Source organism: Streptosporangium sp. NPDC006013 (assembly GCF_040614275.1).
Lineage (GTDB): Bacteria > Actinomycetota > Actinomycetes > Streptosporangiales > Streptosporangiaceae > Streptosporangium.
In genome coordinates this window covers 1-24019 of sequence record NZ_JBEXUE010000116.1, presented here as the reverse complement: position 1 = coordinate 24019, position 24019 = coordinate 1, and the positions used below count along the sequence as shown (strand labels likewise).

Genomic DNA, 24019 nt, shown 5'->3' with positions numbered 1-24019 from the left:
AGCGAGTCCGTTGCGGTCTTAGCCGTCCTGGCCGGCGGGGATGAAGTTCGCGTATTCCTCGATGCGGGTGATCAGGCTGGCGTCGTCGAAGCGGACCCACACCTGACTCCCGGTCGGGATTTTTCCTACTTTAGGAAGAGACCGAAACGTTACCAAACCGGTCGCAACCATGCACAGTCACCATGCATCTCCTATTAGTGTTTTTAAGGGCAGTTTGCTGTAGTGGGGGAGAGAAATTGTGCTGACCGTGGAACGCCACAGGACGCCACTGGCCGCTCTGGCCCTGGCGACCGCAGCGGTGCTGGCCACCGCCTGCTCTACCGGGGCGGACACGAAGGCTCCCGTAGCCGGGCCGGGCGCCGAGGCGCCCAGCACCCCGGCCGCGCCGGAGATAAGGATCAGTCCCGCCGAGGGCAGCAAGACCGTGCGCCCGAACAGGAAGGTCGTCGTCAGCGCCTCCAGCGGCGCGCTGGAGGAGGTCACCGTCGAAACCGGCGGCCAGGTGCTGGAGGGCGACTTCGACGCCGAGCGCACCAAGTGGATCTCCACCACCCCCATGATTCCCGCCAGCGACTACACCGTCTCGGCGCGCGCGGTGGACGGCACGACCGCCAGCAGTTCCTTCCGGACGCTCAAGCCCGAGCGTGAACTCGAGGTCGCGGACGTGACCCCGGCGATCAAGGGGGAGAAGATCGGCGTGGGGGCGCCGATCATCGTCACCTTCAACCAGCAGATCGCCAACAAGGCCGGGGTGGAAAAGGCCCTGAAGGTCACCTCGGAGAAACCCTCCCAGGGAGCCTGGCGCTGGATCAACGACACGACCGTGATCTACCGCACCGCGAAATTCTGGCAGCCCCACCAGAAGGTGACCTTCACCGCCCGCCTCAAGGGCGTCCAGGGCGGCAAGGACATGTACGGCGTCAAGGACATGACCAAGGTCATCCACATCGGCGCGGCCCAGATCGCCACTATCGACACCCGCAAGCACAAGATGATCGTCAAGCGTGACGGCAAGGTCGTGCAGACCATGCTGATCAGCGCGGGCAACGCCAGCACCCGCGAGTACACCACCACCAGCGGCGTCCACCTGGCGATGGGCAAGGCCAACCCCGAACGCATGATCTCCCCCGGCCGCAAGAAGGGCGATCCCGGCTACTACGACCTGATGATCAACCACGCGGTCCGCTTCTCCAACAGCGGCGAGTACGTGCACGCGCTGAACAACGTCTGGGCCCAGGGACGCCGAAACGTCAGCCACGGCTGCATCAACTCCCGCCCCGACCAGGCCAAGTGGTACTACGACCAGGTCCAGCGCGGCGACGTGATCACCATCACGGGCACCGACCGCGAGATGGAGTGGAACAACGGCTGGGGCTTCTGGCAGATGCCGTACACGCAGTGGAAGAAGGGCAGCGCCCTGGCCTGACCCCGCACCGGCGCCACCGCGTACCCCGGACACGACGGTGGCGCCGACGGCCGACGAGAACTCCACCAAAGGAACAGGTTTGCGACTCCACCGGCAGGTCCTCATCTTCGACGCCGACGACACGCTCTGGGAGAACAACGTACTTTTCGAGCGCGTCGTCGAGGACTTTCTCGACTGGCTGGCGCATCCGACCATGGAACGGGCCCGGATCCGCGCCGTCCTCGACGACATCCAGGCCGCCAACGCCGTCACCCACGGCTACGGCAGCACGATGTTCCTGCGCAGCCTCGGCGAATGCTTCGAACGACTGCGCGAGCGGCCGGCGACCGCGCAGGAACGCCGCCACATCGACGAGCTGGCGCTGACCCTCCTGCAGCGCCGCGTGGAACTCGTCCCCGGCGTCGCCGAGACACTCACCGCCCTAGGCGAGCGGCACGAGCTGCTGCTGCTCACCAAGGGCGCCCTGGACGAACAGCGGCGCAAGCTGGAGGCCTCACAGCTGGCCCACCACTTCCGCGACGTGCACATCGTGGCGGAAAAGGACGTCACCACCTACCGGTGGCTCACCCGCGAGCACGCGCTGGCACCCGCGACGACCTGGATGATCGGCAACTCCCCGAAGTCCGACATCCTCCCCGCCCGGCAGGCGGGCATGAACGCCGTCTTCATCCCCAACGACCACACCTGGGCGCTGGAGCAGAGCGAACTGGACCCCGGCGACGAGCGGGTACTGCGCCTGAGCAGATTCCCCGACCTGCTCGATCACTTCTGATCCCGCACCGGGAAGGCTAGAGCAAGGTGAGCTGGGCCTGGCGGGGCAGCGCCAGCGGCAGGGGCTGCTCGGGCCGCACCGGACCCATGCCGTAACGGGCGGCCAGCTGCAGGACCTGGTCGGTGACGCGGCGCACGTAGCCGGCCTCGGCATCGGCACTTCTGGCGTACAGCTCGCCGTAGCGGGGGGCCAGCGCCGGATGGTGCTCACCCAGCCAGGCCAGATACCACTCACGGGCCCCCGGAGGCAGGCGCAGCACGTGCGGGACCAGGCTGACGGCCCCGGCGTCGGCGACCCGGCGCACGGTGGCCGCGAGCTGGTCGGGGGAGTCGGTCAGCAGCGGCAGGATCGGCGCCATCGCCACCCCGCACGCCACCCCCCGCTCGTTCAGCTCGGCCACCAGCTCCAGGCGCTTTTGCGCGCTGTGGGCGCCGGGCTCCACACTGCGGCGGATCCGGTCGTCGACGAAGGCGATCGAGACGACCACCCCCGCCCCCGGAGCGGCGGCCAGCAGCCCGGCGTCGCGCAGGATCAGCCGGCTCTTGGTGTGCACGGTGAACGGCGCCCCGGCCTCTCGCAACGCGGTGACCAGGCCGGGCATCAACCGGTAGATGTCCTCGGCACCCTGGTAGCAGTCACCGCCCACCCCCACCGTGACATGCTCGCCGTCCCAGCGCGAGGCCAGCTCCGCGCGCAACCGCCGCACGATGTTGGTACGCACCACGATCCGCGAATCGAAGTCACCACCGGCGTCCAGCCCCAGATAGCGATGCCCCCGGCGCACCGAGCAGTAGCGGCAGGCCTGGGCGCACCCCCGGTACGGGCTGATGCTCCATCCCTCGGGCGTGCGTTCCAGCGCGGTGCGCGCCTGCACCTCGTAGCAGGTCAGCGCCCCGTGCACCCTGACCAGCGCGGAGCGCTCGATCCGCGGCCTGGCATCGGGCGGCACGGCGAGCAGGGAAGGCGCGTCCCATCGCATACGGCTCAGTGGAACACGCTTTCGACACCGCTCGCAAGTGGACTCCGAACACGGCGCGGGCACCGCCGACCGGATGAAATGATACGTTCGTACAGATTTCGGGGGAGTGGTCATGGCGTGGTTGATCCTGGCTGGGGCGATCATCGCCGAGATCGTGGCGACCACCGCGCTCAAACTGAGCGACGGCTTCGCCCACAAAGGCTGGGCCGCCCTGGTCGTCGCCGGCTACGCCACCGCCTTCATCCTGCTGGCCCAGGCGCTGAAACTGCAACTGGAGGTCGGCACCGCCTACGCGGTCTGGGCCGGAGCCGGCACCGCGGCCATCGCCGCGATCGGCGTACTGTTCCTCGGCGAGACGATCAGCCTGGCCAAGATCGCGGGCATCGTCCTGATCATCGGCGGAGTCGTGGTACTCAACCTGGCCGGCAGCCCCCACTGACACCCGGCCGGAAATAACGCCTCGCCCGCCGCGGGGCACCTGGCCTACCCTGGCCCGGTGCTGAAACCCACCTACCCCATCCGAACCGACCGCCTGATCCTGCGCCCCTACACCCCGGCCGACCTCGACGCCCTGCACGCCATCCAGTCACTGCCGCAGGTGACCCGCTACCTGTACTGGGAACCGCGCAACCGGGAGCAGACCGGCGAGGCACTGCAAACCAAGATCACCCAAACGGAGCTGCTCGAGGAGGGACAGATCCTGACACTGGCGGTGGAACTGGCCGCCACCGGCGAGCTAATCGGCGACGGCATGCTGATCTGGCACAGCCTCACCCACCGCAGCGGGGAGATCGGCTACGTCTTCCACCCCGCCCACCACGGCAAGGGGTACGCCACCGAGACGGGCCTGGCCCTGCTGGAACTGGGATTCGACGGCCTTGACCTGCACCGGATCATCGGACGCCTGGACGCCCGCAACGAGGCCTCGGCCCGCGTGCTGGAGAAACTGGGCATGCGCCGCGAGGCACACCTGGTCGACAACGAGATGGTCAAGGGCGAATGGACCAGCGAGCTCGACTACGCGATCCTGCGGCGGGAGTGGCGCGCCCGGCAGTGACGCCCGCCGCCTTTAGTTGAAGAACGCCCGCCCGCAGGGCACCATGTCTGCGATGACCATCCTGCATCTGGCCCTGGCCGCCGACTGGGACGCCGCCCTGCGGGCAGGGGAGTACCGCGTCTCCACCCTCGGCCGCACCCTGGACGAAGAGGGCTTCATCCACGCCTGCGCGAGCCACGAACAGCTACGCGGCGTGGTGGAGCGTTTCTACCGCGACGTCACCACCCCCCTGGTACTGCTCAACGTCGACCCGAGCGGACTGGACGTGCGCATGGAGGTACCCGCCGACTCACCCGAGGCCTTCCCGCACATCTACGGGCCGCTACCGGTCACCGCGGTGACCTCCGTCCTGCCGTTCGCCCCACCGGGCCTCGGCCCGCACCATCCGCACGACGCCGACCAGGCCGACGCACCTCGAACGGAGCCGTAACAGCAGTAAGCTGCGCGCCATGACCGACGTACCCGGACCGACGATCCGCACTCTCGACTCGACGGTCGTCTACACCAACCCCTGGATGAGCGTGCGTGAGGACCGCATCGAACGCCCCGACGGCTCCCACGGCATCTACGGCGTGGTGGACCAGATCGACTTCGCCCTCGTCCTGCCCATGGAGAACGACGGCTTCCACCTCGTGGAGGAGTACCGCTACCCGGTGGGGCGGCGCACCTGGAACTTCCCCCAGGGCGGGGTCAAGGACAGCCCCTCGCCCCTGGTCACGGCGCACACCGAACTGGCCCAGGAGACCGGCCTGCGAGCCGCCTCGATGACCCACCTGGGCCGCCTGGACAACGCCCACGGCACGACGGGCCAGCACTTCGACATCTTCCTGGCCACCGACCTGACCGCGGGCACCCCCGACCGCGAGCACACCGAGCAGGACATGCGCCAGGAGTGGGTCTCACGGACGGAACTGGAGCAGATGATCCTGCGCGGCTCGATCACCGACAGCGGCTCGATCGCCGCCTACACCATGTTCCTGCTGCGCGGGGCGGCCTGACAGCCCGGCGGGAGCCGGCGGGGCCGTCGCCGATCGGCCGCAAGACGGCTCGACCGCCGCGGGGACGCCGTACCCGAAGAGCAGCCGCGATCCGGTCGTTTCCGGCACGCACACGATGACCTTGTGACGATACGCTCGACTCATGTCGAACCCGATCGTCATCCTCCTTCTGACGGCGGTCGTCGTGGCGGTGGTCATCGCTCTGATCGTCCTTACGGTGCGGGCGGCACAGCACCCCAGAAACACCCTGGTCGGTGGTGGGGTCGGCCCCGAACTCGTGGAACGGGTCCTGAACCTGAAAGCCACCGGCCAGATCGACCAGGCCGTCTTCCTGGTCCGGGGCGAGACCGGGATGAGCCACCGCGCCGCCGCTCGTTTCGTCAGGAAGCTCACGCCGCCCCCTCCGCACTGACCTCCCCGTCCAGACCTCCTTGGGCCGGGTGGGGGAGCGTTCCAGCGCGGTGGCGGTCATTCCGGGATACGCGCTTCCTGGAAGGGGGAAGTGATCCCGGCGTAGGCAAGGTGCATGATCATGCCTACCGAAGGGATCAGGAGCCATGGCTCGGCCAGGACCAGGACGGCGGTGCCGAGCAGGGCGAACCATGCCAGACCCCTGGCCGCGCGATGTGCACCTCCTGCATGGTGAGCTGTTCGGAAGCCGCCGACGAACGGCTGCGGGCGTGCTCACCGGTGGCACGCTCGGCGAAGGCCTCTGCCCCGATGCCGGTCAGCCAAGCATCCCCACCCGCCTGCGCACGTTCGCGCAGATCGGCCAGGGCACTCTCGGCGACGTCCGGCGAGCCGCAGCGCACCGCGGCCTCCACCAGCTCCGGCAGGGCCAGCCCGGACATGCCGAGATGTCCGCGCGCGACAGCGGTCCGCGCGGCCTCCAAAGCGGCCTGATAGTTGCCCAGACCGTTGTGGAGGACGGCCGCCGCCCACTGGACGCTGAGGGTCATCCGCGAATCCACGCCGGCGAACAGTTCGAAGGCCTCCACCACCGCGGAGTCGTGGGACGGCGAGCCGGTCCGCGCCGAACGGGACGGCAGGCGGGCCGCTCTCGAGGGGTCGCTCACCGCCTGGCTCGCCCATCTCAAACAGGCGGCCGAGAACGGGCCCCGCTGAGCCTTAGGACTCCTAACAAAAGTGGTGGGCTTGACCTGGTCAGAGGCCGGTGTCGGGCACGAGGCCGCCGGGTAGCGGGACGCGGTCAGCCGCGTAATCGCACGCGATAAACCTGGCGACGTCGGCGATCATCCCCGGGATACTGGTCGCCCATGGATGAGGTCAAAGTCGTCGTCGCCCATTCCGAGCGCGCGACTCTGCGCGTCGGTGACGTGTTCTTGAAGGTGGACGCCGATCAGGCGCGCATCGACGTCGAGGTCGAGGCGATGTCCCTCGCGCCGGTCCCGACCCCGGAGGTCCTGTGGCGCAAGCCGCCCGTGCTCGCGATCGCCGCACTCCCGGGGACGACGCTTGGACGCCTCGGCGGGCCGTCGACCGGATCGCCGGCGGCGTGGGCCGCGGCGGGCGCCGCCATCCGGAAGCTGCACGAAGCGCCCCTGCCGCCCCTGCCGGGCCGGGCCGGCCGGAGCATCGTCGCGCTGGCGGCGGAACTCGACGACGAGTGCGAGTTGCTCGTGACGAACGGTGTCCTGCCCGCCGACCTGGTCACCCGCAACCGCCAGGTCGCCGAGGCCGCGCTCCGGCCGTGGACTCCGGCGTTCACACACGGCGACCTGCAGATCGCGCACGTCTTCGTCGACGGCGACGAGGTCACCGGCATCATCGACTGGTCCGAGGCGGGCCAGGGTGATGCCCTGTACGACCTCGCCACCTTCACGCTCGGACACGAGGAGCACCTCGACGACGTCATCGCCGGCTATGGCACCGACATCGACCTCGACGTGATCCACGCGTGGTGGTCGTTGCGAAGCCTGCTGGCAGTTCGCTGGCTGATCGAGCACGGCTTCGACCCCTTCGCGCCGGGCTGTGAGGTCGACGCGCTGAGATCCCGGATGTGAGGCTGCGCGGGCCCGACTACCACGTATGCGTTCTGACGCATCGAGCAGGCCATCCCCTGGGGCGATCGCCCGCCCTTACTCTCAACAAAGTGCGGTGCGCAGTCGTCGCCAGCAGATGACGGCGCAGCCAAGGGTGACGAACGCGTGGTGGATGTCGTCGCGGATCTCCCAGTCCACCTGGCCGACACCGAGCGTGAAGTCGACGATCGCCGCGGTGAAAACCTCGGGTTCTTCGAGATGCCCCAGGTTCGCCCTTGTCGGGGGCGAACGCCGCGATGTACGCCAGCGCCGCCACGTTGGGGTGGGTACCGGCCTCACTGATGACGACCCCGCCGTAGGAATGGCCGACAGGGCCGTCGAGCACATCCAGCACCTGGCGGGTCGCGGCGACGTCACCCTCGAGCGACAGCGTCGGGTTCTGCACGATCCGGACCTGGAAGCCGTCCCTGGCGAGCTCGTCATAGACGCCCTGCCAGCCGGACCCGTCCACGAAGCCGCCGTGCACGAGCACGATGTTCCTGATGGTGGTCATGGTCACTCCTGCGCTGCTGAACAGGCCCGATGCCTGTCCGACACGCCCCATTCAAGTCGTGAGGAAGATCATGGACCACGCAGAACAGCACGCAGAAGTTCCGCGGAAACCGGCCTTCGGTGTCTCAGCGGGCAGCCGTCGCCAGGTCGTGGCAGCGGCCGCCGGCCTCGGCGTCGCCGCTCGCCTCGAACAGCTCGGCCGCACGCGCGTAGGCTCGGCGGCTCTCCTCGGTCCGGCCTTCCTCGGCAAGGACGGCCGCCAGTGTCTCCAGGGCGCGGGCCTGTGAGCTGATCGTCTGGAACTGCTCCATGAGAGCGATTGCCTCGGTCAGTGTGGTGATCGCTTCGGCCCGGTGGCCGAGCAGCCTCAGGCAGTGGCCGATACGGGCCAGCGTGTGCGGCCGGGTGAACGACACGATGTCCGCTGTCATGCCCGAGCCTTCGTCGTCCAGCAGGGCGCGCACCTCGAGATACTGCTCCAGCGCCGCCTCGTGGCGTCCGTCGCCGAGAGTGCTCAGACTCTGGCAGTAGGCGTCGATGTCGGCGGCGGCATTGAACATCTCCGCCGCCTTGGCCAGTGAGTCGAAGGCCTCGTCCAGCCGGCCGAGCCGTCGTAGCGCCTCCGCGGTGTACTGGTGGGCCCAGGCGATCTGTGCTGTGGCGCCGCTGCGGGTGGCGAGGTCCAGCGCCTGGGTCGCGTACCGCATCGTGGCTTCCGGATCCTCGGGCGGCACCAGATGCACCCAGGCCAGGTAGTTGAGTTGCGTGGCGTGCTGAGCCGTGTCACCGAGGGCGGTGGCGGCCTCGGCGCCGAGCGTGAAGACCTCTCCCCAGTGCGGCCAGTGAATCCATCGGTCGGAGAACCAGTGCATCGACTCGGCGCAGTCCAGCACCTCCACGTGCCGGGCCCCGCCCGACGCGGACCGCAGCGCGCCCAGCCAGTTGCCGGAGTTCACGCGCAGCCAGTGGTCGGCCTCCTCGGCGGTGGCGAAATCCTTCAGATCGGCCGGAGGCCGATCTGAACGGTCGGGCTGGGGCCGAACCGCTGCCCTGCCATGATCCCGGCCCTGCGTCACGCAGGCGCCGCCGAGGCGCGGTTGACCATCACGCTGATCGACGACCCGCGCCGGTACTTCAGCCGATTCGACCTCCGGCCGGGGCCGACGGCCGGCTCAGGGGAGCACACCACGTTCGTGGCTTCTGCCGGCGGCGCTTCGGTCAGGTTTTGCCGCCTCGGGTTCCGCCGCCGGCGGGCCGGGCTTCGCGAGGCGTCATAGCGAATCACTTTTCGAAGGAAGAGCGTTGAAGGGTCGCCAGGGCTGGACGATCACCCCCTGATCTCGTCGCCGGATTCTGGAGTGGCCCCCAGCCGGGAGCGGAGAAAGTTCACGATGATCGCCATGACCTGCGTGCTGGTCCAGATTCGGGCAGCGGCCGACAGCGCGCCGTGGCCGGCGCCCTGCAGCACATACCGGGTGCTGTCCACGCCGGCGCGGCGCAGGGCCTGGTGCAGGCGGGCGGTTTGCGCAGGAGCCACGATGCGGTCGTCGTCGCCGTGCAACAGCAGGAACGGCGGAGTCTCGGATGTGATGTGGCTGGCCGGGTCGGCGTTGATCACTTCGGCGGGGTGGTCGACCAGGGCCCGGCCCGGGCCGCGCAGGTAGGCGGGCAGCGCTGCGCCCGACATGGTGTAGGCGGTCACCATGGCGGGGTCGAAGCCATCGGCCACGGTAGCCAGGTGGGAGGCACCGAACACGTCGACCACCGCGTCGACTCCCGCGCCGGTCACCGCCGCGACGCCACTGCCGGGGTCGGTTGCGGCCGTGGCGGCCAGGTAGCCGCCCGCGGATTCGCCCCACAGCGCGGTCCGGGCGGGGGCGATCCCGTACCGGCCGGCATGGAGGCGCAGGAAGCTCAGCGCCGCGGCGACGTCGGCCAGTCCATCACGGTAGGTGGCGCCGTCACTGACGGTGCGGTAGTCGATACTGGCCACCACGAACCCTGCCTGGGCGACATAGCGGCGCTGGCGGGCGGCCATCGCGCGCCGGGCGGTGACGAAACCCCCTCCGGGCAGATACAGGACCAGCGGGTGCGGGCCGGGCGCCTGCGGGACCAGAATGTCCATGCGCAGCTTGCGTGCCGAAGCGGCGTACACGATCCCTCGATACGCGCGGGCGCTGCGGCCGGGCTTGATCTGGTCGGCTGACCTCACGTGCAGCCGGATGCTGTCGGGGTCGTCATCTGGGGCGGCCACGCTGGAGGGGCGGATCGGGCGGCCGCTCAGTGCGGCCAGTGCCATGATCAGGCGCATGGTGTTCATGCGAAACTCCTTTCGGGCAGAGGCCGCCAGGGGCGCGCTGCCAGTAGGGACAAGACGGCCAGCACCAGTGCGGCCGGCATGATCAACGCCATCGCGCGCAGCGTGGTGCCGCTCAGCGGGGCGGCCAGGGCGCCGAACAGGTAGGCGGCGGCGCCGGACAGCGCGGATGCGGCGCCGGCGCGGGCGTGGCCGATGGTCTGGGTGATGGTGGTGACGGCGGGAAAGACACCGCCGATGCCGAACAGCATGACGGCCAGGCACAGCCAGGTGCCGGCCGGGGTGGGCGCCAGCGTGGCCTGGATCGCCAGCGCGAGCGCGCCGAGTGTGCCGATGGCGAGGTAGCCCGACAGCAGTGCGGGCAGCGCCACCCGCCGGGCGGTCAGGCCGAAACTCGCGCTGGCGATGAGCATGGCAGCGGCGTTGACGGCGAACACCAGCCCGTACTGGACGGCGCTCAGCCCGAAGCCGTTCTGGAAGACGTAGCTGGAGGCACCGATGTAGACGAACATCGCTCCGGCGGCCAAGCCGAGGGTCAGGGTGTATCCGGTGCAGGTACGCCGCCGAGGCGGCGAGGTCGGCACTCCATCCAGCCGGCGGGGGCGGCGGCCTCGTCGCGCTTGGGCGAGGTCCTCGCCCGGTCGGCACGGGCCCGACCGGCACCGAAAGGGAGCGCTCCCACGGAAAACACCTCCCGCACGGACCCACCCCCCGAACTGTTAGCGCAAACACTCAGATACGCTTGGAGTAACTTCGACGAGGCGGACAGGGTGACCCAGCAGGTATCCGGACAGACGTTCTCCGAGCGGCCCAGAGCCGCCGTCATGGAAGACGTCGCCGCGCGCGCGGGCGTCTCGGCCATGACCGTCTCCCGCGTTCTCAACACCCCGGAGAAGGTGCGCCCCGACACCCGCGCCCGCGTCCTGGACGCGGTACGCGAACTCGGCTACCGCCCCAACTTCGCCGCCCGCTCGCTGGTCACCGGCCGCTCGGGCGCCCTGGGGGTCGTCAGCTTCGACACCACCCTGTACGGCCCGGCCTCCACCCTGCACGGCATCGAACAGGCCGCCCGCACCCACGACTACCTCGTCACCATCGTCAACGTCACCACCCTCAACCGCCGCTCCATCGCCGAGGCCGTCAACCGGCTGCGCTTCCAGTCCGTCGACGGCGTCGTCATCGTCGCCCCCCACGAATCGGCCGCCGACGGCCTGCACCACCTGCCACCCGACCTGCCCGCCGTCGTGGTCGGCGCCCGTGAGAGCCTCCCCGTCCCCGTCGCCGCCGTCGACCAGGCGGCCGGAGCCGTGCGAGCGACCAGACACCTGCTCAGCCTCGGCCACAACACCGTCTGGCACCTGTCAGGCCCCGAGGACTGGATCGACGCCAGCGCCCGCGTCGAGGGCTGGCGCTCGGTCCTGACCGCCGAAGGCCGCCAGATCCCCGACCCGCTGCGCGGCGACTGGAGCGCACGCTCCGGCTTCGAGGCGGGCAGGCAACTGGCCCGCGACCCCGAGGTCACGGCCATCTTCGCCGCCAACGACCACATGGCCACCGGCGTGCTGCGAGCACTGCGCGAAGTCGGCCGCCGAGTGCCCGAGGACGTCAGCGTGGTCGGCTTCGACGACGTCCCCGAGGCCCCCTACCTGTGGCCGCCACTGAGCACCGTGCGACAGAACTTCACCGAGGTCGGCCGCCTGGCCTTCCGGCTGCTGCTGGAACGTATCGACGGCCGCACCGCCACCCCGCACCGCATGATCGAACCCGAACTCGTCGTCCGCGAGAGCACCGGCGCCCGGCCGACCTCCAGGTGAGACGCCCCCTTGACCGGCTAGTTCGCTTGAGGTCACGTCCACGGACGTGACCTCGCTCTGGCCTGCAATAAGAGGTCAACAACCCCGGATAACGACGGGGCGCCGCAAGATCTGAACCCTCAAGACAAGTTCACGAATCGGGATGGTGCCCGCAGCGCCCTGTATCCCAAACCAACGTAACCGCAGGTCAGAGGCAGGTTCGTTGGATTTCCAGGTTCGCTGGAAGCGACCCTCTCAGCGAGGCGCCTGCACCACGCGGTGGTTCTGGCGTACCGCCAGTGCCGTGGTCCACTACTCCGTGATACCGTGTAGCACTACTCGGTGCTACCGAGTACTAGGGGGAGACGGAAGAGGACCCACGATGGACGACCTGACGGAGATGCTGAAGGGCACGCTTGAGGGCTGCGTGCTTGAAATCATCGGCAGTGAGGAGACCTACGGGTACGCCATCACGCGTCGGCTGAACGAACTCGGCTTCGCCGACGTCGTCGAGGGGACGGTTTACACCATCCTGCTGCGACTGGAGAAGAACGGGCTCGTCCAGGCGACGAAACGACCGTCCGGGCTGGGCCCGCCGCGCAAGTTCTATGCGCTCAACGACGCGGGACGCGAAGAACTCGCGACGTTCTGGGCGAAATGGGAGTACATCACATCACGGATCGACAAGCTCAAGGAGGGCGGGAGATGAACTTCTGGGAGACCATGACAGGCAGCGATCTCACCAGGGAATGGAAGGCGTTCGAAGCCCGGGCCGAGGCATTGCCGGCCGACTACCGGGCGGCGTGGGAAGAGATCAAGGGTCATCTTTCTCCCTACTCAAACTTCACAGGTCGAAACCTGATGCCGATTCTCGACGGTGCTCTGGGGCTGCTCGAAGAGACAGCGGCCGATGAGCGGAGCATTCACGAGGTGCTGGGTGACGACATCGAGGGCTTCTGCGCGGCGCTGGCCGGCGGAGAAGGGGCTCGGAGCTTTCGCGACCGGTGGCGCGAGCAGTTGAACAGGAACGTCGCAAGGAAACTGGGCCGGCTAGGAGGCTGACGTGGGCATCCAAGACATCATCGAGGGCAAGAAGCAGTGGCGGGCGCACATGGCGCGGGTCAAGGCGCTCCCGCCGGACTACCAGATCGTCTACAAGGAGATTCAGAGGTACTTCTTCAAGGTCGGACCGATCGACTTGCTTGACGGGTCCCTGCTCTCAGGGATCGTCGATTTCTTCGAGGAGGGCGTCGCGGCCGGCAAGGGAGTCCTGGAACTCATCGGCAACGACGTCGCCGCCTTCTGCGACGATCTGGTCAAGGACTCGCGCACCTACGCGGACATCTATCAGGAGTCCATCAGCGGGGAGCCCGGCACGGCCGAGAAGTAACATCCGTCGACCCAAGGCACCGGCGGGCGCCCTGACCACCGGGACGTCGTTGTCGTGCCAGTGGGCGTATGCCCGGACGGCCCTTGGCGAGCCGAGCAGCTTGTAAGCACTCCTCCAGAACTGCCACGCCGGGCCCGGGGCGTAGACCCAATTGGGGCGTTGGGAAAGATCGTCACAGAGGATCAGAAACACCCTCCTACCAACAGAACACCCCCGCCGACCTCGCACGGAAGGGCTGAACGAGGGTTTTCGTTCCACTGCAGGTCCTACCCCGAGTCACTCTTGTTCGGGGTAGTGGCGTTACCTCCTTCACTCCCGCCGCCTTGCTTACCCTGGGGTTATGGGCCAGATCGACCACCGCGCAGAGGTCCGCGAGTTCCTCAGCTCGCGGCGCGCGCGCATCACCCCCGAACAGGCAGGACTATCCGCCTACGGCGGCAACCGCCGCGTCAAGGGACTGCGACGGGAGGAGGTCGCGATGCTCGCCGGCGTCTCCATCGACTACTACATCCGCATGGAGCGGGGGAACCTCTCCGGTGCCTCCGACAGCGTGCTGGACGCCCTGGCCCGGGCCCTGCGGTTGGACGAGGCCGAGCGTGAGCACCTGTTTTCCCTGGCCCGGGCCGCCGGCTCGGGCCCTCGCCGCCGCCGCACGCCGCCGACCAGTGTGCGGCCGGCGATCCAGCAGGTGCTCGACGCCATCACCGACGCACCGGCCTGGGTGCGCAACGGCCGCCACGACATCGTCGCCATGAACCGCCTGGCCCGCGCCCTCTACGCCCCCGTCCTGGCCAACCCGCGCCGCCCGGCCAACACCACCCGGTTCCTCTACCTCGACCCGGCCGCGCGCGAGTTCTTCGTCGACTGGGACCGGATCGCAGGCGACGCCGCCGCCATGCTCCGGCTCGAAGCGGGCCGAAACCCGCACGACCGGGCGCTGATCGAACTGGTCGGTGAGCTCTCGACGCAGAGCGAGATCTTCCGGCAGCGCTGGGCCTCCCACGACGTGCAGTTCCACCGCAGTGGTCAGAAACGGCTGCGCCACCCGGTTGTCGGCCAGCTCGACCTGGACTTCGAATCGATGGAGCTGCCCTCCGAGCCCGGCCTGACCCTCAACGTCTACACCGCCGCCCCCAACAGCCCCACCGCCGACGGACTCAGGATGCTCGCCAGTTGGGCAGCCACCCAGGACCTCGCCGAGGCGCAGCAGGCGGTCCCAGACCAGACCTGACCTGCGTCACCGACATCCTGGCTCCGCATCCCAACTCGTCCCCGAAAGGTAATCATGAGGCACACCACCTTGAGAGATCTGGACATCTCCCGCATCGGCCTGGGCACGATGGGCATGTCCTTCGGCTACACCGGCGCGGGCACTGACGACGCCGAGTCCGTCCACACCATCCACCGGGCGCTGGAGCTGGGCGTCACCCTCCTCGACACCGCCGAGATCTACGGCCCGTACGCCAACGAGGAACTCGTCGGACGGGCCCTGAAGGGCCGCCGCGACCAGGTCGTAGTGGCGACCAAGTTCGGCATGATCTCACACGCCGGAGGCGGCCCGGGACACCTCGACAGCAGCCCGGCCAACACCCGCACCGCCGTCGAGGGCTCGCTCAAGCGCCTCGGCACCGACCGCATCGACCTGTACTACCAGCACCGCGTCGACCCGAACACTCCGATCGAGGACACCGTCGGCGCCCTGGCCGAACTGGTGGAGCAGGGCAAGATCCGCCACATCGGCCTGTCCGAGGCCGGCCCGGAGACGATCCGCCGCGCCCACGCTGTGCACCCGGTCACCGCCGTGCAGTCGGAGTACTCCCTGTGGACCCGGGACGTGGAGGAGCGGGTACTGCGAAGAGCAGATGCAAATGATCGAACGCTGACCCCTGGAAAGATCGACCATGACCGGATCCGGTCCACTCATCACCCTCAACAACAGCGTGCAGATGCCCGCCCTGGGCTCGGCGTCTAACCGAGGATGCCGCCGTAGGCGATTTCTTCCCGGGCTGCGCACGCCCTGGGCGTGGCGTGCCACCGGGTGCGTACCGACGTACGGCGACCGGCGCACTTGAGGGGACTCCTGCGTGCGTGGCGAAGCAGGTGGCAAAACCGATCAGGAATCGAGAAGCGTGGCAGTCAGAGCCGCAATTAGCCTGACCGACATGGAAATCACGATTCACTCCGCCTTTCTCCCGCACACCGACCCGGACGCGTCCCTCGCTTTCTACCGCGACACCCTCGGCTTCGAGGTCCGCAACGACGTCGGGTACGACGGGATGCGCTGGATCACGGTCGGCCCCGCCAACCAGCCCGGTATGTCCATCGTCCTGGAGCCGCCGGCCGCGGATCCCGGAATCACCGACGACGAGCGCATCACCATCGAGGAGATGATGGCCAAGGGCACCTACGCCGGTCTTCTGCTGGCCACCGCTGATCTCGACAGCACGTTTCAGCGAGTAGAGGCCAGCGGCGCCGAGGTCATCCAGGAGCCGATCAAGCAGGCCTACGGAGTTCGCGACTGCGCCTTCCGCGACCCCGCCGGCAACATGATCCGCATCCAGGAACTGCGCTGAGCCTCCGGCCGTCCCGATCCCCACACGAGATCGACCGCACGCGCAGCATCACCGGATGCGCTATGCCCACGGAGGCAAACATGGCCCTCAAGCCCGACGTCATCACCCTCGGAGCGCCCGAGGTGCACGCCGCGCGCAGGTTTTACGCCACCGCGCTCTCACCCACCATCGCCGACGACGGTGACTCGGTGAACCTCGACATGCACGGGACCGGGCAACTCGAACTGTCCGCGACCGAAAGGCTCGCCGCGGACGCAGGCACGAAACCAGCGACATCGGGATTCCGCGGCTACATGCTGACCTACACCGTCAACCAGCCCACCGAGGTCAAGAACCTGATGGATGCCGCCCTCCACAGCGGAGCAGAGGTTCTCAAGCCTGCGAAGAAGGCCCTCTTCGGTTCGTTCTCCGGAGTGTTCCGGGCACCGGACGGCGCCATCTGGAAGCTGGCGGCGGCCACTAATAAGGACACCGGCCCCGCGGCGGAAACCCCGCTGCCGACCGAGACCACAGTCATCCTCGGCGTTTCTGCGCCGAAGGCATCCAAGGCTTTCTATGAAGCCCTGGGCATGACGGTCGACCGGGACTACGGCAACAAGTACATCGACTTCCACCCGACCAACGCAGCGGCCAGGCTCTGCCTGATGGAACGCGGGGTCCTCGCGAGGGATGCGGGCACCGCCAAAGACGGCGACGGCTTCCAATCGATGGTCTTCACCCACACAGCCGAGTCCCGTGAAGAAGTCGATGCCCTCCTGACGGCTGCGGCCGCTGCCGGCGGCCGGATCACAGTCACCGCCGCAGAAACAACCGGGTACGGATATTCCGGCTACTTCACCGACCCGGACGGCTTCCAGTGGAAAGTGACGCACTGAGTCCCACGAGTCGTACACCGTCCGACCCCGGAGTACGTCCGCCTCGGACGGACCCCGCGGAAGTGGCGCGACGCGTTCCTGGCCTACTTCACCACCGAAAGGTCATCCAATGGCGGTCGAGGCCGTCAACGATTTCATCGAACTCGCCCGCCGCCTCACAACTACGACAACCACCGCTCCGCAGCGCTCTTTGCCCATGTCAGCGGCCATACCCAGATCCGGCGCGATATTCGCCGACGCTCCTTGAGGCCGGTGTTGCGTCGCTCGCCGGCACTTGGCGGCCGCGGCGACGTAACCGCCGATGCGCTCGGCAATGCCGAAGGCGCCCGCGGTGGCGGGCGCCCTGGAGACGTACGGAAAGTCCTCACTGGATCTTGGCGGGGTCTCGACCGGTTGCCTTATCCCCGGACGATGACTCCGACATCAACGGTCACATCGACGTCGACACCACGATTCACGGCGTCCCCTTTCTGGGAGTGTGCCACCAGTAGATCACCGCACGGCGCCCCGGGGACACGAGCCATCGGGTCAGTTCTCAGTACCGGTCCGCAGGGGCCAGGCGCGCATCCGGCAACCGCCGGCCGGGCACAGCAGTGCCGGGTCGGCCTGGTCGACGGGCACGGCCCGCTCGGGGGCGAGGCGTCCGCTGTGGCGGTTGGTGGTCAGGCTGCAGGCCGCCTCCGAGATCGCGGGGTCGCCTCGGGTGACGGCGCGGTGCAGGCGGCCGGTCCGGGTCATCGGACCGGCCTGGCCGGCCAGCGGGGGAGCGACCACCGGCCGGCCTCGGGGATGCCCGGGAGCCGGTAGGGGAGCATCGGACCACGCTTCAGGTCACTCACCCGCCTCAGCCGTTCACGCCGACGGCGGCGGTAACCGCGATGATCCGGTCGGCGAGCCCGGGTCCACAACCCAGGGGCCGTCTCGGCGGTCAGGACGGTCTCGATCAGCTCCTTAACGACAGGCCGTAATCTGACGTAGCTACGGCAGCCGCCGGATCTACGTCATTTGACGCAATCGAGCCCCCTTCGTGCCCGTCTACCGTTCCGGACATCTCCCCAATCGAGCCCGAGCCTGGATTCTCGGGCGAAGGAGGCAGTGCAGTGAACGCAGGTTCGGACGTGAAGAACATCGTGCTGGTGCACGGCGGATTCGTCGACGGCTCCGGCTGGCAGGGGGTCTACGACCACCTGACCGCCGACGGCTACCGGGTCGCCGTGGTGCAGAACCCGACGCTGTCGCTGGCCGGGGACGTGGCCGCGACCCACCAGGTCCTCGACGGCCTGGACGGCCCGGCCGTCCTGGTCGGGCACTCCTACGGCGGCGTCGTCATCACCGAGGCCGGCAACCACCCCTTCCGGCCAGTAGACGTCCGCGCCGGACAGGCTGGACAGATACGGCAAGACGAAGAAAGATCAGGGAATGGACTGGTTCGACGCACGCCACGATCAGGTGGCGAACCTGGTCGGCCGCGAACCGGAGATCCATCGACTACACCTGTTCGTCAGCCGGATCGCCGGGGGCACGGGGGAGGCGTTGCTACTGGCGGGTGACCCGGGCGTCGGAAAGACATCCCTGCTGAACCATGCCGCCACTCTCGCGACCGGTTCGCAGTTCGAGGCGGACATCTCCTACGCCGCGCTCCACCAACTCCTCCACCCGCGCCTTGGCGAGGTGCCCCGGCTGAGCCCTCTGCTGGCCGGGGCGCTGAACGTGGCACTGGGCCGAGGGGCAGCCGCCCGCGCAACTCCTGGTCGCCAGTACGGTCCTGGCGCTGCTGCAGGCGAGCTGAGAAGCAGCCGCTGCTACTCGTGGTCGACGACCTGCCGTGGCTGGACCGCGCCAGCGCGCTCGTGCTCGGCATGGCGGCCCGCCGCCTGAACGGCCTGCCGGTGGGCATGGTCGCGGCCTGCCGCAGCGGCGAACCCAGCTTCTTCGACCTGGGCAGCCTGGCAGTCGTGTACGTGCACCCCCTGTCGGAGGAAGCGGCGACCGAGCTGCTGACCGGCCGCTATCCCGTGATGACCCCGCGCGTGCGGCGGCGGCTGCTGGACGCGGCCCGGGGCAACCCGCTCGCCCTGCTGGAGCTGCCCGTCTCCCTCGGCGACCTGGCCAGCACGGTCGCCGGGGCGCTGCCCGCGGCGCTGCCGCTCACGCACCGGCTGCAGAGCGTCTTCGCCTCCCGGGTCCGCGCGCTGCCCGCGCCCTTTGTCGAGCTGCTACTGCTCGCCGCGTTGGACGGTACGGGAGACCTACGGCTCGTCCGGGCGATCGACACTGACCGCGGCGGCGGGGCACTGCACGCGGCCGAGCGGTCCGGCCTGGTGCGCGCGGACGAGTCCGGTGAACGGCTGACCTTCCACCACCCGCTCATCCAGTCGGCGATCGTGGACCTGTCGACCAGCGAGCAACGCCGCCGCGCCCACGCCGAACTCGCCGCCCGCCTCGCCGATCGCCCCGAACGGCACGCCTGGCACCTGGCCGAAGCCACTGAGGAACCCGACGAGAAGGTCGCCGCCCTGCTGAAGGAGGTCGCCATCACCAACCTGCGCCGCGGCGACTCCGTCGGCGCCGTCGCCCAACTGCTGCGCGCCGCCCAGCTCAGCCCGCCTGGCAAGGGCCGCAGCGGACGGCTGGCCGAAGCCGCCTACCTGGGCTCCCTGGTCACCGGCGACCTGTGCGACGCGCCCCGCCTGCTGGAGCAGGCCCGCCTCGCCGACCCCGGCCCCGGCGACCTGCTGTCGGTTGCGGGCGCCCGCGCCTTAATCGACTTCGGCGGCTTCGGCCCAAGAGCACCGGCTGGCCGCGTCCCGACTCCAGACACGGGCGAACCTCAACGCGACCGGCCCCGGTTAGCTGGGGGAGGGCCAGGGCGGCCTGGATGGTCTGGACGCGTTCGGCGAGCGCGTCCTCGAAGTCTCATTGAATCTGACCCGCGGCGACACGATGTCCTGACCGCGTTTCGGACAAAGCAGACAAACAGTGCGAATTGTGGTCGTGGACCAGATTTGATGAGACGGCCTGTCGTTAAGGAGCGGCACACGGCCAAGAAGGTCTTCGCACGTCTGGTGGATGAGCATCAGGCCGTTAAGGTGTCGTATCAGATGGTCCGCGCCTATGCCGCTCGCCGCCGGAACGAGATCGGGGTACGCCGAAAACAGCTACGCCGCCTCACCATCACAGCGGTCATCGCCCGACGGGGTGGGTGGCGCGCTCGGTGGGGTGGTTCGCGGCCCGAATCCAGGCCGGTGCATCGGCATACGGGACGGTCTATACTCGTTTCCTTAGTGCTATCGCACGGAAAAGCGAACACGCCCCCAATTGAAAGGAGCGTATCAAGGAAATGCCGAGCCGTCAAGTGTCAAGCCCTCACATCGAAGCCGAGCAGTCCTACATCACCATGCTGTACTGCCACCTCGATGAGGCGCGTGAGCGGGCCGAGGCCTCTCTGAAGGAGGCGCACCGCAGTCCCGGTGTCGGCACCGCTCGGGGCATGGTCGAGCGGGAGATGTTCTCCGGAGAGTACGCCCGGCGCCTCGCCAGGCTCAATGGGGTGGAGCACGGCCTGTGCTTCGGCCGGATCGACGACTCCGGCGGCGAGACCCTCTACATCGGCCGGATCGGGTTGCGCGACGGCGACGGCGAGCCCGCCCTGATCGACTGGCGGGCCCCTGCCGCCCGCCCGTTCTACACCGCCACGCCCGGCAACCCGGGCTCGCTGGTACGGCGCCGCCACCTGCACACCCGCAACCGGACCGTGGTCGGCGTCGACGACGAGGTGTTCGACCTCGATCGGATGAGCGACGCCGACCGCCAGTCGCTGGTCGGGGAGGCGGCGCTCCTGGCGACGCTGCGCCAGGCGAGGACCGGCAAGATGAGCGAGGTGGTGGCCACCATCCAGACCGAGCAGGACCGCGTGATCCGCTCGGGCCTGCACGGGACCCTCGTGGTCCAGGGCGGTCCTGGCACCGGTAAGACGGTTGCCGCGCTGCACCGCGCCGCTTACCTGCTCTACACGCACAGGGACGTCCTGGAGCGCAGGGGTGTCCTGATCATCGGACCTAACGACCTGTTCTCCCGCTACATCGAGCAGGTGCTGCCCTCCCTCGGCGAGAGCGACGTAGTGATGACCACGCTCGGGCGGCTCTATCCGGGCATCGCGGCGACGGCAGAGGATGGCCCGTCTCAGGCCGTGATCAAAGGTGACCTGCGGATGGCCGAGGTGATGGCGGGAGCCGTACAAGATCGGCAGCGGGTCCCCGAAGGAGACCTCGAGGTCAAGATCCCCGCTCGGACGTCGGTGCGCGGCGGCAAGGAAGTCGTGATCGACTGGACGACGCTCCGCGTGGACCACGGCACCTGCGTCATCGCCCGCGACCGCGCCCGTGCACTGCGCAGCCCGCACAACGAGGCCCGGCACGTGTTCGTGCTCGACATGCTGCGGGCGCTGGCCACCGCCGAGGCCGAGCAGTACGAGCGGCTGACGGATGAGGAGGAGCTGGGGGTGGTGCTGCCTGACGACGGCGACTCGTGGCTGGAGCTGCCGCCGGACGAGGAGGAGATGCGGGTCGACGAGGAGGAGACGCTACGGGAGGCGTGCCGGGTGCTGTGGGAGCAGCCGACGGTACGGCAGGCGATGGACGAGCTGTGGCCGATCCTCACCCCGGAGCAACTGGTCGGCGAGCTGCTGGCCGACTGGGAGGCGATGCTCTCGGCGGGTCTGGACGCCGGTGAGGCCGGGGAGCTGCTGCGTCCGCCGGGTGCGCCGTGGACGGTGGGTGACGTACCGCTGCTCGACGAGGCCGCCGAGCTGCTCGGTTCCGACCTGACCGGCGATCAGGAACGGGATCGGGCCAACGCTGCCGAGCGGCGCGACGAACAGACCTACGCCCAGGACGTGCTGACCTACAACAACGACTTCGAGATCCTGGACGAGGCCGGGGCGAGGCTCAGTGACCTGCTGGACGTCGGCACCCTGGCCGAACGCCACCACGACCGCGGCCCGGCACTGACCACCGCCCAGCGCGCAGCCGCCGACCGGACGTGGGTCTACGGTCACGTGATCCTCGACGAGGCACAGGAGCTGTCGGCAATGGCCTGGCGTTCGGTCATGCGGCGCATCCCGACCCGCTCACTGACCGTGGTCGGCGACATTGCCCAGACGGGATCGGCGGCGGGCGCCCGCACCTGGGAAGAGGTGCTGGCTCCCTACGCCGAGGACCGCTGGCGCGAGGAGCGACTGATGATCAATTATCGGACCCCGGCCGAGATCATGGACGTGGCCGCCGATGTCCTGCGCGCCGTGGCTCCTGACCAGGTCCCCCCGCAGTCGGTCCGCACCGGCGAGACTCCGCCTCGCGCCATCCGTCAGACGTCACTCGGCTTCGCCGATGTGGTGGAGTCTGAGCTCACCGCGATCGGTGAAGGGCGGCTGGCCGTCATCGTCCCCGACGCGCGTCATACCGGGTTCGCCGAGGTCGATCTCGAGGCGCCGATGGTGGTGCTCACCGTGACCCAGTCCAAGGGTCTGGAGTTCGACGCCGTCGTGGTCGTGGCTCCTGACGAGATCCTCGCCCAGTCACCCAAGGGGGGTCACGATCTCTACGTGGCGATCACCCGGGCCACCAGGCGCCTTGCCGTGGTGCACGAAGCGGAACTACCTGACATGCTCGCCAAACTCGCCCGGTGACGGTGACGTGACGGCTCTGGGAATGGGGCTAGGCGAAAGGTCTTGCATCGACCGGTAGGTGCTGCAGTGGAAAATCGTTCGCTCGGCTTGGGCTGCACTTCCTGAACCGGACCGACGCTCATCGACCGCCTCACCTACGCCAACACCATCATCGAGACCGCCTAGCCCAGACCCGAGCAGGCCAGCTGATCCAACTCATCCAACGTCACCAGAGCCTTGCCCGCACAACCGCGGGCATGGCTCTCACAAGGCCAAACTCCAGGCGCGTGACCAGCTGATCGCGTTAGACGACGAGGCGCAAGAAGATGGTTGCGGCCCCGTCACCGGCCCTTGAGCGCCACGGAGTTCAAGCGGGCGGTCAGCTTGCTCAAGAAACGCTCCAGGCCTGGATCGAAGGCGCCATCAGGCCAAGACGAACGGTCCTGCAGCGGTACCCAGCGCACTTCGCTGAACTCACGGGCATCGATGGTGACCGGCTGATTCCTATCAGCGCGGAAGACGAACCAGAGCGTCACGTCGGTGTGGCTGTGGTTCCCGCGGGTCTGTGTCACGGTGAGGAAGAAGGGGTCGCCGCCGAACGCCGGATGGAACGGCGGTGCGATCTGCAGTTCTTCGTCCAGCTCGCGGACGACCGTCCGGCGGGGATCTTCAAGATCATCAGAGTGTCCGCCAGGGAATAGCCACGCCTGGGCCAACGCATGGAAGATAATCATGATTGACTGGGTGGGCTCGTCGAGCAAGATGGCGTAGACGGCCAGATGCCGAGGTGGCGTCGAGGGCTTTTCCAGCCGCCACAACTGCGCCCCGGAGTCGATCCACTCCAGCATCCATTGCTGGTCAGCGGCCTCGTGCGGGTCGCCGGCCTCGACTGAGGCAACCAGAGTGCGAACCACCGCACGTGCCGTACCGTCCGTTGTCAATCCCGGGATCTTCCTGCTCGGGGGGTTGTGCGGTGTCGATCGGGGCATCGGGCACTCTGCCTTCGGGGGAGCGGTCGGTCAGTGGCGTTACTCGACGTAGGGCGGGAACAGCTCCTCGGCCGCCGCGCTGAGCGCGGCGACCTCAGCCACACTGAGCACCGCCTTCTGCCGAGAAATCCAGCCCGGCACCTGGGAGGCCCGCAGGAGCGGCACCCCTGAGACCCGCATGACACGCAGCAGCGGTACCGCGGCCCCGTGGATCGCCACCACCGGCGCGACCTCCACCGGTCGTTTGAGCGCCCTGGACAAGGTCTCCGAGACCCTGCCCGCCTCGTAGATCACCGAGCCCACCACCTTGTCACCCGAGGGCCGCCCGACGCGCACGTACCCGCGGCGGCCCCGCCGGGTGATGCGCTTGCGCTTGTCCCAGTTTTTCGTGTCTACGACGAACAGGCCGCCAGGTCCGACCAGCAGGTGATCCACATTCGCTCTCCCGTAGGGCAAGGCCCGATCGTGCAACACCGTGTAGCCGCGCCTATTCAAAGGGCGCAACATGCGAGCCGTCCGCCGCTCACCCGCAGCGCCTTTGCGCCAGGTCCTCACCGCCTCGTGCTTTCGCCACCGGTGAAGCGCGTCGACCCCAGCGACGAGCGCCGCACCAGCAGTGGTTGCTTGCAG

General features: G+C 68.6%; 29 protein-coding genes and 1 pseudogene. 20 read left to right on the top strand and 10 right to left on the bottom strand.

Going from position 1 to position 24019, the window contains the following annotated elements; genetic code table 11:
* Nucleotides 1-18: 18 nt before the first annotated feature.
* A complete protein-coding gene (locus ABZ260_RS19660) occupies nucleotides 19-171 on the bottom strand; it encodes a hypothetical protein (RefSeq protein WP_355619369.1) in 153 nt (50 codons plus the stop codon).
* Nucleotides 172-238: 67 nt separating this feature from the next.
* Between ABZ260_RS19660 and ABZ260_RS19655 the strand changes: the two genes are divergently transcribed.
* Entirely contained in the window at nucleotides 239-1426 is a 1188-nt protein-coding gene (locus ABZ260_RS19655; RefSeq protein WP_355619366.1) for an Ig-like domain-containing protein, read from the top strand.
* 79 nt (nucleotides 1427-1505) lie between these two features.
* Nucleotides 1506-2198, top strand: coding sequence for an HAD family hydrolase (locus ABZ260_RS19650; RefSeq protein WP_355619363.1), 693 nt, complete (start codon nucleotides 1506-1508; stop codon nucleotides 2196-2198).
* 16 nt (nucleotides 2199-2214) lie between these two features.
* Here ABZ260_RS19650 and ABZ260_RS19645 read toward each other — a convergent pair whose 3' ends face one another.
* Nucleotides 2215-3177, bottom strand: coding sequence for a radical SAM protein (locus tag ABZ260_RS19645; RefSeq protein ID WP_355619360.1), 963 nt, complete (start codon nucleotides 3175-3177; stop codon nucleotides 2215-2217).
* Between the two features lie 112 nt (nucleotides 3178-3289).
* Between ABZ260_RS19645 and ABZ260_RS19640 the strand changes: the two genes are divergently transcribed.
* The 5 genes from ABZ260_RS19640 to ABZ260_RS19620 all read left to right on the top strand — a co-directional run bounded on the left by ABZ260_RS19640 (nucleotide 3290) and on the right by ABZ260_RS19620 (nucleotide 5644).
* Nucleotides 3290-3616 carry an SMR family transporter gene (locus ABZ260_RS19640; protein WP_350954111.1) on the top strand — a complete coding sequence of 109 codons (327 nt, stop codon included), beginning with the start codon at nucleotides 3290-3292 and terminating at the stop codon, nucleotides 3614-3616.
* A 57-nt stretch (nucleotides 3617-3673) separates the two neighbouring features.
* Nucleotides 3674-4234 carry a GNAT family N-acetyltransferase gene (locus ABZ260_RS19635; protein WP_355619356.1) on the top strand — a complete coding sequence of 187 codons (561 nt, stop codon included), beginning with the start codon at nucleotides 3674-3676 and terminating at the stop codon, nucleotides 4232-4234.
* A gap of 52 nt (nucleotides 4235-4286) precedes the next feature.
* Nucleotides 4287-4664: a DUF952 domain-containing protein gene (locus ABZ260_RS19630; RefSeq protein WP_355619353.1), complete on the top strand. Its 378-nt coding sequence runs from the start codon at nucleotides 4287-4289 to the stop codon at nucleotides 4662-4664.
* Between the two features lie 19 nt (nucleotides 4665-4683).
* Nucleotides 4684-5232, top strand: coding sequence for an NUDIX hydrolase (locus tag ABZ260_RS19625; protein ID WP_355619350.1), 549 nt, complete (start codon nucleotides 4684-4686; stop codon nucleotides 5230-5232).
* A 142-nt stretch (nucleotides 5233-5374) separates the two neighbouring features.
* On the top strand, nucleotides 5375-5644 hold the full coding sequence (locus tag ABZ260_RS19620) for a hypothetical protein (RefSeq protein ID WP_355619347.1): 270 nt from the start codon (nucleotides 5375-5377) through the stop codon (nucleotides 5642-5644).
* Nucleotides 5645-5780: 136 nt separating this feature from the next.
* Here the strand turns inward: ABZ260_RS19620 and ABZ260_RS19615 are convergent, their stop codons facing one another.
* Complete coding sequence (locus ABZ260_RS19615) at nucleotides 5781-6308, bottom strand: hypothetical protein (RefSeq protein WP_355619344.1); 528 nt, start codon at nucleotides 6306-6308, stop codon at nucleotides 5781-5783.
* Between the two features lie 201 nt (nucleotides 6309-6509).
* Between ABZ260_RS19615 and ABZ260_RS19610 the strand changes: the two genes are divergently transcribed.
* A complete protein-coding gene (locus ABZ260_RS19610; protein ID WP_355619341.1) occupies nucleotides 6510-7256 on the top strand; it encodes a phosphotransferase in 747 nt (248 codons plus the stop codon).
* A 16-nt stretch (nucleotides 7257-7272) separates the two neighbouring features.
* Here ABZ260_RS19610 and ABZ260_RS19605 read toward each other — a convergent pair whose 3' ends face one another.
* The 4 genes from ABZ260_RS19605 to ABZ260_RS19590 all read right to left on the bottom strand — a co-directional run bounded on the left by ABZ260_RS19605 (nucleotide 7273) and on the right by ABZ260_RS19590 (nucleotide 10688).
* Nucleotides 7273-7788 carry an alpha/beta fold hydrolase gene (locus ABZ260_RS19605; protein ID WP_355619338.1) on the bottom strand — a complete coding sequence of 172 codons (516 nt, stop codon included), beginning with the start codon at nucleotides 7786-7788 and terminating at the stop codon, nucleotides 7273-7275.
* A gap of 124 nt (nucleotides 7789-7912) precedes the next feature.
* On the bottom strand, nucleotides 7913-8863 hold the full coding sequence (locus ABZ260_RS19600; protein WP_355619335.1) for a tetratricopeptide repeat protein: 951 nt from the start codon (nucleotides 8861-8863) through the stop codon (nucleotides 7913-7915).
* 251 nt (nucleotides 8864-9114) lie between these two features.
* Nucleotides 9115-10107: an alpha/beta hydrolase gene (locus ABZ260_RS19595; RefSeq protein ID WP_355619332.1), complete on the bottom strand. Its 993-nt coding sequence runs from the start codon at nucleotides 10105-10107 to the stop codon at nucleotides 9115-9117.
* A complete protein-coding gene (locus ABZ260_RS19590; RefSeq protein WP_355619329.1) occupies nucleotides 10104-10688 on the bottom strand; it encodes a hypothetical protein in 585 nt (194 codons plus the stop codon). Before ABZ260_RS19590 ends, ABZ260_RS19595 begins: the two co-directional genes overlap by 4 nt.
* Nucleotides 10689-10874: 186 nt before the next feature.
* Here ABZ260_RS19590 and ABZ260_RS19585 point away from each other — a divergent pair, with 186 nt between their 5' ends.
* From ABZ260_RS19585 to ABZ260_RS19550, 8 genes are all read left to right on the top strand, one after another.
* The gene (locus ABZ260_RS19585; RefSeq protein ID WP_355619326.1) at nucleotides 10875-11918 is read left to right on the top strand and encodes a LacI family DNA-binding transcriptional regulator; all 1044 of its coding nucleotides are present in this window, start codon (nucleotides 10875-10877) and stop codon (nucleotides 11916-11918) included.
* A gap of 361 nt (nucleotides 11919-12279) precedes the next feature.
* Complete coding sequence (locus tag ABZ260_RS19580) at nucleotides 12280-12606, top strand: PadR family transcriptional regulator (RefSeq protein WP_155350237.1); 327 nt, start codon at nucleotides 12280-12282, stop codon at nucleotides 12604-12606.
* Nucleotides 12603-12959, top strand: a complete 357-nt coding sequence (locus tag ABZ260_RS19575; RefSeq protein ID WP_355619323.1) for a DUF1048 domain-containing protein — start codon at nucleotides 12603-12605, stop codon at nucleotides 12957-12959. Before ABZ260_RS19580 ends, ABZ260_RS19575 begins: the two co-directional genes overlap by 4 nt.
* 1 nt (nucleotide 12960) lies before the next feature.
* The gene (locus ABZ260_RS19570; RefSeq protein WP_355619320.1) at nucleotides 12961-13287 is read left to right on the top strand and encodes a DUF1048 domain-containing protein; all 327 of its coding nucleotides are present in this window, start codon (nucleotides 12961-12963) and stop codon (nucleotides 13285-13287) included.
* Nucleotides 13288-13636: 349 nt separating this feature from the next.
* Nucleotides 13637-14518 carry a helix-turn-helix transcriptional regulator gene (locus tag ABZ260_RS19565; RefSeq protein WP_355619375.1) on the top strand — a complete coding sequence of 294 codons (882 nt, stop codon included), beginning with the start codon at nucleotides 13637-13639 and terminating at the stop codon, nucleotides 14516-14518.
* 54 nt (nucleotides 14519-14572) lie between these two features.
* Nucleotides 14573-15259: an aldo/keto reductase gene (locus ABZ260_RS19560; protein WP_355619317.1), complete on the top strand. Its 687-nt coding sequence runs from the start codon at nucleotides 14573-14575 to the stop codon at nucleotides 15257-15259.
* 190 nt (nucleotides 15260-15449) lie between these two features.
* Nucleotides 15450-15860: a VOC family protein gene (locus ABZ260_RS19555; RefSeq protein WP_355619314.1), complete on the top strand. Its 411-nt coding sequence runs from the start codon at nucleotides 15450-15452 to the stop codon at nucleotides 15858-15860.
* Between the two features lie 80 nt (nucleotides 15861-15940).
* Nucleotides 15941-16735, top strand: coding sequence for a VOC family protein (locus ABZ260_RS19550; protein ID WP_355619311.1), 795 nt, complete (start codon nucleotides 15941-15943; stop codon nucleotides 16733-16735).
* A gap of 528 nt (nucleotides 16736-17263) precedes the next feature.
* Here ABZ260_RS19550 and ABZ260_RS19545 read toward each other — a convergent pair.
* Nucleotides 17264-17509 carry a hypothetical protein gene (locus ABZ260_RS19545; protein WP_355619308.1) on the bottom strand — a complete coding sequence of 82 codons (246 nt, stop codon included), beginning with the start codon at nucleotides 17507-17509 and terminating at the stop codon, nucleotides 17264-17266.
* Nucleotides 17510-17835: 326 nt separating this feature from the next.
* On the opposite strand from ABZ260_RS19545, the pseudogene ABZ260_RS19540 reads away from it, so the two are divergent.
* From ABZ260_RS19540 to ABZ260_RS19525, 4 genes and pseudogenes are all read left to right on the top strand, one after another.
* Nucleotides 17836-18084 (top strand): annotated as a pseudogene (locus ABZ260_RS19540) (alpha/beta hydrolase); the annotation flags it as partial.
* 70 nt (nucleotides 18085-18154) lie between these two features.
* Nucleotides 18155-18613, top strand: a complete 459-nt coding sequence (locus ABZ260_RS19535; protein WP_355619305.1) for an ATP-binding protein — start codon at nucleotides 18155-18157, stop codon at nucleotides 18611-18613.
* Complete coding sequence (locus ABZ260_RS19530) at nucleotides 18544-20184, top strand: hypothetical protein (RefSeq protein ID WP_355619301.1); 1641 nt, start codon at nucleotides 18544-18546, stop codon at nucleotides 20182-20184. The genes ABZ260_RS19535 and ABZ260_RS19530 overlap by 70 nt, the downstream gene beginning before the upstream one ends.
* Nucleotides 20076-22421 carry an ATP-binding domain-containing protein gene (locus tag ABZ260_RS19525; RefSeq protein ID WP_355619298.1) on the top strand — a complete coding sequence of 782 codons (2346 nt, stop codon included), beginning with the start codon at nucleotides 20076-20078 and terminating at the stop codon, nucleotides 22419-22421. The genes ABZ260_RS19530 and ABZ260_RS19525 overlap by 109 nt, the downstream gene beginning before the upstream one ends.
* Before the next feature lie 320 nt (nucleotides 22422-22741).
* Here ABZ260_RS19525 and ABZ260_RS19520 read toward each other — a convergent pair whose 3' ends face one another.
* Nucleotides 22742-23314 carry an NUDIX domain-containing protein gene (locus tag ABZ260_RS19520; RefSeq protein ID WP_355619295.1) on the bottom strand — a complete coding sequence of 191 codons (573 nt, stop codon included), beginning with the start codon at nucleotides 23312-23314 and terminating at the stop codon, nucleotides 22742-22744.
* Between the two features lie 114 nt (nucleotides 23315-23428).
* Complete coding sequence (locus ABZ260_RS19515; protein WP_355619372.1) at nucleotides 23429-23944, bottom strand: nuclease-related domain-containing protein; 516 nt, start codon at nucleotides 23942-23944, stop codon at nucleotides 23429-23431.
* Nucleotides 23945-24019 lie beyond the last annotated feature (75 nt).

What these genes read in the sequence shown, in the direction of transcription:
- ABZ260_RS19660 (WP_355619369.1), bottom strand. Translation starts at nt 171, where the DNA reads ATGGTTGCGACCGGTTTGGTAACGTTTCGGTCTCTTCCTAAAGTAGGA.
- ABZ260_RS19645 (WP_355619360.1), bottom strand. Translation starts at nt 3,177, where the DNA reads ATGCGATGGGACGCGCCTTCCCTGCTCGCCGTGCCGCCCGATGCCAGG.
- ABZ260_RS19640 (WP_350954111.1), top strand. Translation starts at nt 3,290, where the DNA reads ATGGCGTGGTTGATCCTGGCTGGGGCGATCATCGCCGAGATCGTGGCG.
- ABZ260_RS19630 (WP_355619353.1), top strand. Translation starts at nt 4,287, where the DNA reads ATGACCATCCTGCATCTGGCCCTGGCCGCCGACTGGGACGCCGCCCTG.
- ABZ260_RS19625 (WP_355619350.1), top strand. Translation starts at nt 4,684, where the DNA reads ATGACCGACGTACCCGGACCGACGATCCGCACTCTCGACTCGACGGTC.
- ABZ260_RS19620 (WP_355619347.1), top strand. Translation starts at nt 5,375, where the DNA reads ATGTCGAACCCGATCGTCATCCTCCTTCTGACGGCGGTCGTCGTGGCG.
- ABZ260_RS19610 (WP_355619341.1), top strand. Translation starts at nt 6,510, where the DNA reads ATGGATGAGGTCAAAGTCGTCGTCGCCCATTCCGAGCGCGCGACTCTG.
- ABZ260_RS19605 (WP_355619338.1), bottom strand. Translation starts at nt 7,788, where the DNA reads ATGACCACCATCAGGAACATCGTGCTCGTGCACGGCGGCTTCGTGGAC.
- ABZ260_RS19595 (WP_355619332.1), bottom strand. Translation starts at nt 10,107, where the DNA reads ATGAACACCATGCGCCTGATCATGGCACTGGCCGCACTGAGCGGCCGC.
- ABZ260_RS19580 (WP_155350237.1), top strand. Translation starts at nt 12,280, where the DNA reads ATGGACGACCTGACGGAGATGCTGAAGGGCACGCTTGAGGGCTGCGTG.
- ABZ260_RS19575 (WP_355619323.1), top strand. Translation starts at nt 12,603, where the DNA reads ATGAACTTCTGGGAGACCATGACAGGCAGCGATCTCACCAGGGAATGG.
- ABZ260_RS19560 (WP_355619317.1), top strand. Translation starts at nt 14,573, where the DNA reads ATGAGGCACACCACCTTGAGAGATCTGGACATCTCCCGCATCGGCCTG.
- ABZ260_RS19555 (WP_355619314.1), top strand. Translation starts at nt 15,450, where the DNA reads ATGGAAATCACGATTCACTCCGCCTTTCTCCCGCACACCGACCCGGAC.
- ABZ260_RS19550 (WP_355619311.1), top strand. Translation starts at nt 15,941, where the DNA reads ATGGCCCTCAAGCCCGACGTCATCACCCTCGGAGCGCCCGAGGTGCAC.
- ABZ260_RS19535 (WP_355619305.1), top strand. Translation starts at nt 18,155, where the DNA reads ATGGACTGGTTCGACGCACGCCACGATCAGGTGGCGAACCTGGTCGGC.
- ABZ260_RS19525 (WP_355619298.1), top strand. Translation starts at nt 20,076, where the DNA reads ATGCCGAGCCGTCAAGTGTCAAGCCCTCACATCGAAGCCGAGCAGTCC.